We start from the raw sequence: 8,483 nt of genomic DNA on the forward strand, positions 1-8,483 counted from the left end.
CGAACTGGCGCGTGCCGCGTTCGAGGCGGCCGACATGAGGCGCCCGTCGCCTTCGGTGCGGGAGGACCTGACCAGCACGCTGCAGGCTGCGATCGCCGACCCCGACGTCGCAACGCGACTCGGCCGGTTGGCCAAGGCCGAGCAATGGTCGGGTTTCGGCGCGCTCGGCGACACGGCGCCGACGGGGCCGACGGCGCCGACGAAGCCGACGGGGCGAGCCGAGACGGCCGCACGGCGCCGCATGGAGAAGTTGACCGAGGCCATCGAGGCCACCGAGGCCCTCGCCGTCGCGGAGCGCTCCCAAGCCCGAGCCGACGACACTCTTTCCCAGCGCCGAGCCGAACGCGAGGTGGCCAGGCGGCGACGTGACGAAGCGCTCGCGACCCTCCGCGAAGCCGAGCGCCTCCTCAACGAGGCCGAAGCCGGCTATGACGAGGCAAAGCGGGCGAGCCGTGCGGCAGCCGAATCGGTTCGGGAGGCAAAAGCGCAGCTCAAGCGACCGTGAGGTGGGTTACCGTTTCCCTCGGCTCTGCGGGGGTATCACGCCAGCCGTGACTTCTTTGTGGTTGGACACCCGAGCCGAACAGCCGTGGGTAGCAAGTCAGCTCGACGACGGTCCCCGTTCCGCCGACGTCATCGTCGTCGGCGCCGGGATCACCGGGCTGATGACGGCGGTGCTCCTGGCCCGCGCCGGCAAGGAGGTCCTGGTGTTGGAGGCCCGCACCGTCGGCGCTGGCACCACCGGGAACACCACCGCCAAGATCAGCCTGCTGCAGGGCAGCCACCTGTCGAGAATCCTGCCCCGGCACGGGAGGGGTTTGGCGCGCGCGTACATCGACGGCAACCGCGAAGGCCAGGACTGGGTGATCAACCATTGCCAGTCGCGTGGCATCGCGGTGCAGCGAGAAGCGGCTTACACCTACGCGCAGTCGGCGAGGGGGGTGCCGTCCGCGCGTGCCGAGCTGCTGGCCTGCAAGGCGGTCGGACTGCCCGCCGACTGGGACGACGACGCAGACGTGCCGTTCCCCTATCACGGTGGGGTGCGAGTGCCCGACCAGGCGCAGTTCGACCCCATGCCGTTCCTGGACTCGTTGGCCGAGGAATTCGTTGACCGCGGAGGACGGCTGGTCGAACACACCCGCGTCAGGCGGGTGTCCTTGCGTGGCAAAGGCGTGCGCGTCCACGTCAACGACGCCGACCAGCGTGACGTCGAGCTCCAGGCCGGACGGCTGGTGCTTGCCACCGGCATCCCGATCCTGGATCGCGGCGGCTATTTCGCGCGTGTGAAGCCGAGCCGGTCCTACTGCCTGGCCTTCAAAGTCCCCGGCGACATCACGCGGCCGATGATGATTTCGACCGATTCGCCGACACGGTCCGTGCGGTATGCGCCGGTCGCGGACGGGGAGCTGTTGATCGTCGGGGGGGCCGGCCACACCGTGGGCCGCAAAAAGAGCCCGAACCAGGCGCTGGACGAACTTTCGTCCTGGGCGCGCAAACACTATCCGGGTGCCGTCCAGACCCATTTTTGGTCGGCCCAGGACTACACCCCCATCGACCATCTGCCGTACGTGGGCCCGATATTGCCGAACAACGAAACCATCTTCGTCGCAACGGGATTCAATAAATGGGGGATGACCAACGGCGCGGCCGCCGCACTGGCGCTCTCCAGCCGCATCCTGGGCGGGCGGATGGATTGGGCCAAAGCGTTCGCGAGCTGGAGTCCGCATGAGCTGACAGGGCTCCTCACCGCCCTGCAGTTCAACGCCGAGGTGGGATTCGACCTGGCGAAGGGCTGGGTGACGCCGGCCATCCGCTCGGGCCGGCGCGGCCCGGTCAACGGCGAGGGTGGCGTGGTGAGCGGGCCACCGTGGCATCTGGAAGCGCGCTGTCGAGTCGACGGCGCCGAATACCGCGTGTCACCGGTATGCCCGCACCTGGGCGGGATAGTGAACTGGAACGACGCCGACCAGGCGTGGGAATGCCCGCTACATGGGTCGCGATTCGCCCCCGACGGCACGCTGCTCGAAGGACCGGCGACCCGCGATCTGACGTCTTAAAACCTGCGCCCACCGTGCAACCAGCGCGAAAAAAGTCGCAAATTCTCGCACTGCGTGCACGTTGGCGCGCGCATTAGCCCGATTTGCGGTAGACGAGCCAGCGCAACTCGATCGGCGACTCCTCCCGAGGAACGTCGAACACGTCGAGGCCGCTGGCCCAGCCATCGAACCAGCCCGTGGGGGGCCAGGCTTCTTCGGGCAGGTGGGCTTTCTCGTACTCGTAGGCGGAATCGTCGGCAACCAGCTCGAGGGGTAGGTCGGCCGCCGAGCCCGAGACCTCCTCCCGGGTAAAGATCATCGTGTTGCACTGCTGCCCGAGTTGGCGTGCGGCGTCGTCGGGGGTGTAGCCCGGCCTCGGCAAGAAAGTGTTGAACAGCAGACGGCCGCCGGGAGCCAGGCAGTCGGCGGCGAGTTCGAACAGGCCGCGCAACTCGTGGGCAGTCCGGAAGTCGGGAACCACCTCGGCGAGCACCATCAGCTGGTACTCGTCGTGGACACCCTCGACGGCCGTGAAGACGTCGCTTTGGATCACCCGCACGGGAAGCGATTCACGTTCGACCTCCCCCCGAATGATGTCGGCGAACTTCGGGGCGATCTCCACCGCGTCCACGGGGTGGCCGAGCCGGGCCAGGGCCAAAGCGTTGCGACCGGTACCCGCTCCGACGTCCAGCACGTGACATGTCGTGGGATCGGCCGCTTCGCGCGCGACCGCCAGCACGCGGGCATCGGGCTCCGTGCCGAAGAGCGGCGCAGGTCGGGTCGCCACCCAGTTGTCGTAGTCGGCCTCGACCGTCCGCCATTCGGCCTTGACGTTGTAGTTCAGGCCGGTACCGAAAGGCAGCTGAAACGAGATGACGATGTCGGAACGCTGGGAGGCCTTGAAAGCCTTTGCCAGCTCGCTTTCCATCACCCGGCTGAGCTGGATGGATTGTTCCGGCGTGTAGGGAACGCCCAACGTGGCGCACACGTTGGCGCACAACTGGACGTACTCGTCGATAAGGCCGGGAACGGCTGGAACCACGATTTGCCCCTCTGCCAGCGTCCGCCGGTACACCCGCCGCACCATCGCTTCCCGCAGCACCGTCCGATCGAACGCCTTGGGGCTGGCCTCGTCCACCAGACCCTTCTACACGACCCGAAAAGGGGCCGCACACCGGCAGCGTCCGCCGTGAACGGTTAACGGTTTCGTTTGACGGGGTAGGGGCCACGTTTACGGATCGGACATGTAGTAGTGCGGGAAGTGCGATCATTGCTCGGCTCAGTTGGCTGCGCCGTCCGGCAGGTGGTCACACCGCAGCCGCCGATGCGTGGGGGCTGTGGGACCGATGGGAGGGACCGACATGGATTTTGCGGCGCTGCCGCCGGAGATCAACTCCGCGCGCATGTACCTGGGTCCCGGATCGAGCCCGATGGTCGCCGCCGCGACGGCCTGGGACGGGCTGGCCGCCGCGCTGCAGTGGGCGGCGAGCTCGTACCAGGCGGAGATCGCGACACTGACCGCCGGCCCATGGCTGGGCCCGTCGTCGGCGTTGATGGCCGCCGCCGCCGCACCTTACGTGGCGTGGACGGCGGCAACGGCGGCGAAGGCCGAGGCAACCGCCAGTCAGGCCAAAGCCGCTGCGGCCGCCTACGAGACGGCGTTCGCGGAGACCGTGCCACCCTCGGTGATCGCGGCCAACCGGAGCCTGCTGGCGGCCCTCGTCGCAACGAACATCTTCGGCCAAAACACTCCGGCGATAGCGGCCACCGAAGCTCAGTACGCCGAAATGTGGGCCCAGGACGCCGCCGCCATGTACGGCTACGCCGCGGCGTCGGCGTTGGCAACCACGCTGACGCCGTTTTCACCACCGTCAAAAAACACCAACTCCGGCGGGCCGGCCGGCCAAGCCGCGGCCGTGACAGCAGCCAGGGGCACCTCCGCGGGAAATGCACAGGGTGCGGTTTCCGGCATCCCGCAGGCGATGTCCGCTGTCCCCGGCGCACTGACCAGCCTTTCGGCCACCTCCGCTCAATTCACTCCATTGGACGTCTTGGCCGTGCTGGCGAATCTGAGTGGGGTTTTCGTCGACCCAGAATTGAGCGCAGCGAGTCTGGGGGTGGACACGGGAGTCTCGCTTCCGGCCCTGCCATACGACGTCGCCGGCTACTACGTCGGTGTGCACACCGATGACATCGTCAGCGGTTGGGCGGGATTACCGTCGTGGCCGGGCACGGCCCCGGCGCCACCACCTCCGTTCCCCGTGATAACGAACCCGGCCGGCGTGTCGACGGTGTCGGCGGGTCTGGCTGAAGCGAAAGCGGTTGGCGCACTGTCAGTTCCATCCGCGTGGACCGCGGAGACGACGATGATCCGACCGCTGGCGGTCGGATTGCCGGCAACGACCGCGGGCGCCGCCGCGGAAGCTTCCGCAGGAAGCGCGGGCAGCCTGTTCAGCCAGCTGGCCCTTGCGGGAATGGCGGGCCGGGCGCTGGCGGGTCCCGGCGGGGCCGGCGCAGCTCCGGGCCGGCGCGAACGCATCGGCGCGCCCACGAACCCGAAGAGCAATGACAAGGCGGCGCCGCCGGAAGCGCCGGCCGCCGGCCCCGTCAGCATCGCCGCCGAGCTGCGCGAACTGGCGTCCCTGCGCGACTCCGGGATCCTTACCGACGAGGAATTCAATCAGCAGAAAAAGCGCCTCCTAGCCCATTGAGCCCATAGCAAATTGTCAAACAAGGCAATAGTTGCCATTTGATGGCAACTATTGCGCTTGCGCTCGCAAATATCAGCCGCGCGGCCGGAAGGTGCTAACGTTTTCACGCAATTCCAACCACCGGATCGACCTTCGCGAGTGATCATGCTCATTGCCGGATGAAAGCATCACGAACCGCAGTTGTGGCCGCCTGCTTCGGCATTGCGTGTGTTGTCGCGGCGGCGGGCATAACCGCGGCGGCAGCCGATCCCGGTGTCTACGGCGACCCCCGGGCGGCCGCCAAGTACTGGCAGGAGCAGTCGCGCGAAGACAACTGCGGCCTGATGGCCGTGGCGGACGTCGTCGGCGAGATCACCGGCCAGTTGCCGACCGAGCGGCAGATTATCAAGCTTGCCGAGCAAACCCCGTCGGGAACCAACCCCGGTCCGATCTACGCGCCCCGCGACGACCCGAGCCACACCAACGGCAACGGCGGTATCGAGATGGCGGACGAGGTGGTGCTCCTCGACCACTACGGCATCAAATCGGTCATGGCCTGGGACAAGCAGCCGGAGATGACGGGACTGCCGGCGCTGGAGAATTACCTTGGCCACAACCGCAAGATCATCGCGTGGGTGAACTCCGCAATCATCTGGGACACCACGGACCAGCGCAGCAAGGCCGACCACTTCGTGGTCGTCACCGGGATCGACACCGACAAGCACATCGTCCATCTGAACGATCCCGGCGCCGACTACCCCGACGAGCAGGTTCCCATCGCAGCCTTCACTAATGCGTGGCACACCGGCGCGGATTCGATTGTTGTGACGTCCTGATCCGCTGGTAACGGGTTTCAATGCTTTTCATATCACGCAGCGTGATCGCTCATATACTGGCGACATCGGAAAGCCCCAGAACAAAACCGAAAAGAAGGGCATCAAATGTCTGCACCCCGCTGGCTGACCAAACTCGCCATCCCAGTAATGGTTGGGGCTGCCCTGACGGCAAGCACCGCGATTGCATCGGCCGACGCCACCGACGACGCGTACTTGGCGAAACTGAAGAATCTGGGATTCTCCTGGCCCTCATCGAGCGACTCCGACATGATCGCGATGGGACATGCGGTCTGCGCCGACCGGATGGCGGGCAAGACGCCGGACGCGATTGCGGCCGACTTGCACGCCAGCATGGCCTCGAAGGGCTTCTCGTTCGCGGACATGACCGGCTGGGTGAGCGCGGCGGAGTCGACCTACTGCCCGGGCTGATCGTTCGCCGGCCCACCGCGAAGGTTTCGCGCCCAACCCGCATACGCTGAGCGAGAAAGCGCGTGATGTCGCCGACGTGGGGATGGGAAGTGGGGGATGGGCAGTGGGGGTTTCGACGGACGTCTCGGGTCACCCCGCGGTCGACATGCACGTGCACAGCCTGCACCGCTACCCGGTTAAGTCAATGCTCGGCGAGACCATGGACAGCATCTTCGTCGACGAGACCGGCGTCCGCGGGGACCGGCGGCTGGCGCTCGTCGACGCCGTGACCGGGCATGTCGCTAGCGCCAAGCAGCCCCGGTTCTGGCGTGAGCTGCTGAAATGCACGGCCAACACGGGCACCGCAGGCGTGCGCATCGACCTGCCCGACGGGGTCACGGTCGCGGCCGACGATCCCGACGTCGAGGAGCTGCTGTCCAGGCTCCTGGGGCGGCCGGTCCGGTTGATCGGCAAGCGACCGCAGGGCGCAACGTTGGAACGTCCAGACCCCGAAAAGCTGCTCGAGCTTGGGCTCGACGCCGCCATCGCCGAAATCGGTGGCGGGGTCCTGGAGATTGCTCGGGCAACCCCCGGCGACTCGTTCACCGACGACGCCCCACTGCACGCGATCACCACGGCCACCCTCGAGCACATCGGCGTGGAGGCCCTGCGCTACCGACCGAACCTGGTCATCGAGACACCGACGGGCCACCCGCCCTACGCCGAGAACGACTGGATCGGCAGGGAGTTCCACGTCGGTGAGGTCCGTCTGCGAGCCCTGGCGGCCACAACCCGATGCGTGGTGCCCACGCTGGAACACGGCGCACTGCCGCGAGCTCTGCACGCGCTTCGCACGCCCGCGGCCGAGAACCGTTGGCAGGCACGTGGTTCCGTCGCGCAGCCGTGCGCCGGGGCATATTTCGAAGTGCTAGCGGAGGGTGTCATCCGGGCCGGTGACCGCGTGACCATCCGGTCGTAGTCAGGCGCCCAGATTGCGCACCGCGGTGTCGAGTTGCTCGGCCTGCGTAATCCGGCGACTCGAGGTCAGCCGCGGTGGCCACCTCGATGCGGCCCTCGAGCGCGACCAGCACGGCATCTTACTCGTGACTTGCGAGCAGCCTTCGGACGTCCTCGGCGTCGATCGTCATCAGCCCGTCGCCCCAACCATTTTCATAACGAGCAGCACGCCCACCGCAACGAACACGACGACGAAAATGCACGTCGCGATGATGGTGACGACCGCGGTAGGGCTGAGCCGCCCGCGCCCGGGCGGTTGCGGCTGGGCGACACCCGAGGTCTGTGGTGCGGCCGGCGGAGTCGTCCCCGGCGCGACGCCGCCGCCGCCCTCGAGGCCCGGAGTCTGTACCGGGTCAGGATCTGGAGGTTGTGCGGTCATGGCTGACACCAATCCTTTCGTCGTGGAGGTCGCTGCGCTGAGGGCCGCATGACCGCCCGGATGCGCGCGCTCCCTCCTTGCGGCGTTGCGGTACCCGCCCATGCGCCGCCCAAACGGAGTGGGCAAAAACACCATGCCCGACAAGCGCAGCCCTCTGAGTTTTGTGTGCTATACGCAGCATGCCGAAACGCAGAAGGTGCGGTCGCGCAAAAAGCTGACATCGCGGCGTTCTCGACGCGGATTGGGGCGGACTCACCGGCCAAGGGGCACGCGGAGCGCCGGTCTCCGCATTAGCCGGCAAAGGTCGTGGACAGCGGAATTGACCGGACCCCGCGAATTGGTCCACGCGGTCTGTACCCGTGTCGTAGGTCCACCGTTATGAGAGTTGGGGGACAGTGATCAGCAGGAGGTCACATGCCCCTCAGGTATCCGGCGACGGTTCGGCGGCAAATCGCTCAGCGTCTGCGATCGGGCGAACCGGTCGTCGCCATCGCGGCTGAAACAAGCATTCCGCAGTCCACGCTGTTCCGGTGGAAGCGCCAGGCGCTGATCGATGCGGGAGTGGTCGAAGGCGTCCCCAGTGTGGAGGCTGATGAGCTTGCAGCAGCCCGCAAGCGCATCGCCCAGCTTGAGGCGGAACTGGCGCTGACGCGCGACGCGTGTGAGTTGTTCGACGCTAAGGCGGTGGTGCCCCCAAAACGCCGACGCGCGATCGTTGAGGGACTGATCGCGCGAGGACATTCAGCCCGATCAGCGTGCCGGATAACGGGGTTGGCCCGATCAAATCTGCAATATCACCGTCGACGACCGGCGCCTGATCGCGAGATCCGCCGACTGATTGTGGCCGACACGATCACCGAGATCCATCAGCGATCCCGTGGCACGTACGGTGGCCGACGTATCCGGGCAGCGCTGCTCGACGAATTCGAGATGAATGTCAACCTCAAGCTGGTGCGCGCGGTCATGGCCGAGCAGGGCCTGAGCGGCTTGCCGCATCCCCGCCGGCGCATCCCGAATTTGATCCGCCTTCGCACCCCCGCTGATCTGGTCAACCGCCAGTTCATCGCGACTCGGCCGAACGAATTGTGGTGTACCGACATCACCGAGCACCCCGCCC

8 protein-coding genes and 1 pseudogene are annotated in these 8,483 nt (G+C 66.9%); 7 read left to right on the forward strand and 2 right to left on the reverse strand.

Annotation, left to right across the window (positions count from 1 at the left end; genetic code table 11):
• Together JO059_RS09510 and JO059_RS09515 are read left to right on the forward strand one after the other, a co-directional pair.
• A pseudogene (locus tag JO059_RS09510) lies at window positions 1–505 on the forward strand (hypothetical protein); the annotation flags it as partial.
• Between the two features lie 46 nt (window positions 506–551).
• Complete coding sequence (locus JO059_RS09515) at window positions 552–2,057, forward strand: FAD-dependent oxidoreductase (protein WP_293316045.1); 1,506 nt, start codon at window positions 552–554, stop codon at window positions 2,055–2,057.
• Window positions 2,058–2,130: 73 nt separating this feature from the next.
• On the opposite strand, the gene JO059_RS09520 is transcribed toward JO059_RS09515, so the two are convergent.
• Window positions 2,131–3,123, reverse strand: coding sequence for a class I SAM-dependent methyltransferase (locus JO059_RS09520; RefSeq protein WP_293316057.1), 993 nt, complete (start codon window positions 3,121–3,123; stop codon window positions 2,131–2,133).
• Window positions 3,124–3,397: 274 nt separating this feature from the next.
• Here JO059_RS09520 and JO059_RS09525 point away from each other — a divergent pair, with 274 nt between their 5' ends.
• The 4 genes from JO059_RS09525 (at window position 3,398) to JO059_RS09540 (ending at window position 6,949) form a co-directional block, all read left to right on the forward strand.
• Window positions 3,398–4,747 carry a PPE domain-containing protein gene (locus JO059_RS09525; protein ID WP_293316047.1) on the forward strand — a complete coding sequence of 450 codons (1,350 nt, stop codon included), beginning with the start codon at window positions 3,398–3,400 and terminating at the stop codon, window positions 4,745–4,747.
• 158 nt (window positions 4,748–4,905) lie between these two features.
• Window positions 4,906–5,562: a C39 family peptidase gene (locus JO059_RS09530; protein WP_293316049.1), complete on the forward strand. Its 657-nt coding sequence runs from the start codon at window positions 4,906–4,908 to the stop codon at window positions 5,560–5,562.
• 105 nt (window positions 5,563–5,667) lie between these two features.
• Entirely contained in the window at window positions 5,668–5,991 is a 324-nt protein-coding gene (locus JO059_RS09535; RefSeq protein ID WP_293316051.1) for a DUF732 domain-containing protein, read from the forward strand.
• A gap of 145 nt (window positions 5,992–6,136) precedes the next feature.
• Window positions 6,137–6,949 carry an MOSC N-terminal beta barrel domain-containing protein gene (locus JO059_RS09540; RefSeq protein WP_293316059.1) on the forward strand — a complete coding sequence of 271 codons (813 nt, stop codon included), beginning with the start codon at window positions 6,137–6,139 and terminating at the stop codon, window positions 6,947–6,949.
• 168 nt (window positions 6,950–7,117) lie between these two features.
• Here the strand turns inward: JO059_RS09540 and JO059_RS09545 are convergent, their stop codons facing one another.
• Window positions 7,118–7,366, reverse strand: coding sequence for a DUF6480 family protein (locus JO059_RS09545; protein ID WP_293316053.1), 249 nt, complete (start codon window positions 7,364–7,366; stop codon window positions 7,118–7,120).
• Window positions 7,367–7,780: 414 nt separating this feature from the next.
• On the opposite strand from JO059_RS09545, the gene JO059_RS09550 reads away from it, so the two are divergent.
• Window positions 7,781–8,483 (forward strand): IS3 family transposase (locus JO059_RS09550; protein WP_293316055.1); only part of this gene is annotated, 703 nt, incomplete at its 3' end.

The organism is Mycobacterium sp. (assembly GCF_019247615.1).
Taxonomy (GTDB): Bacteria; Actinomycetota; Actinomycetes; order Mycobacteriales; family Mycobacteriaceae; genus Mycobacterium.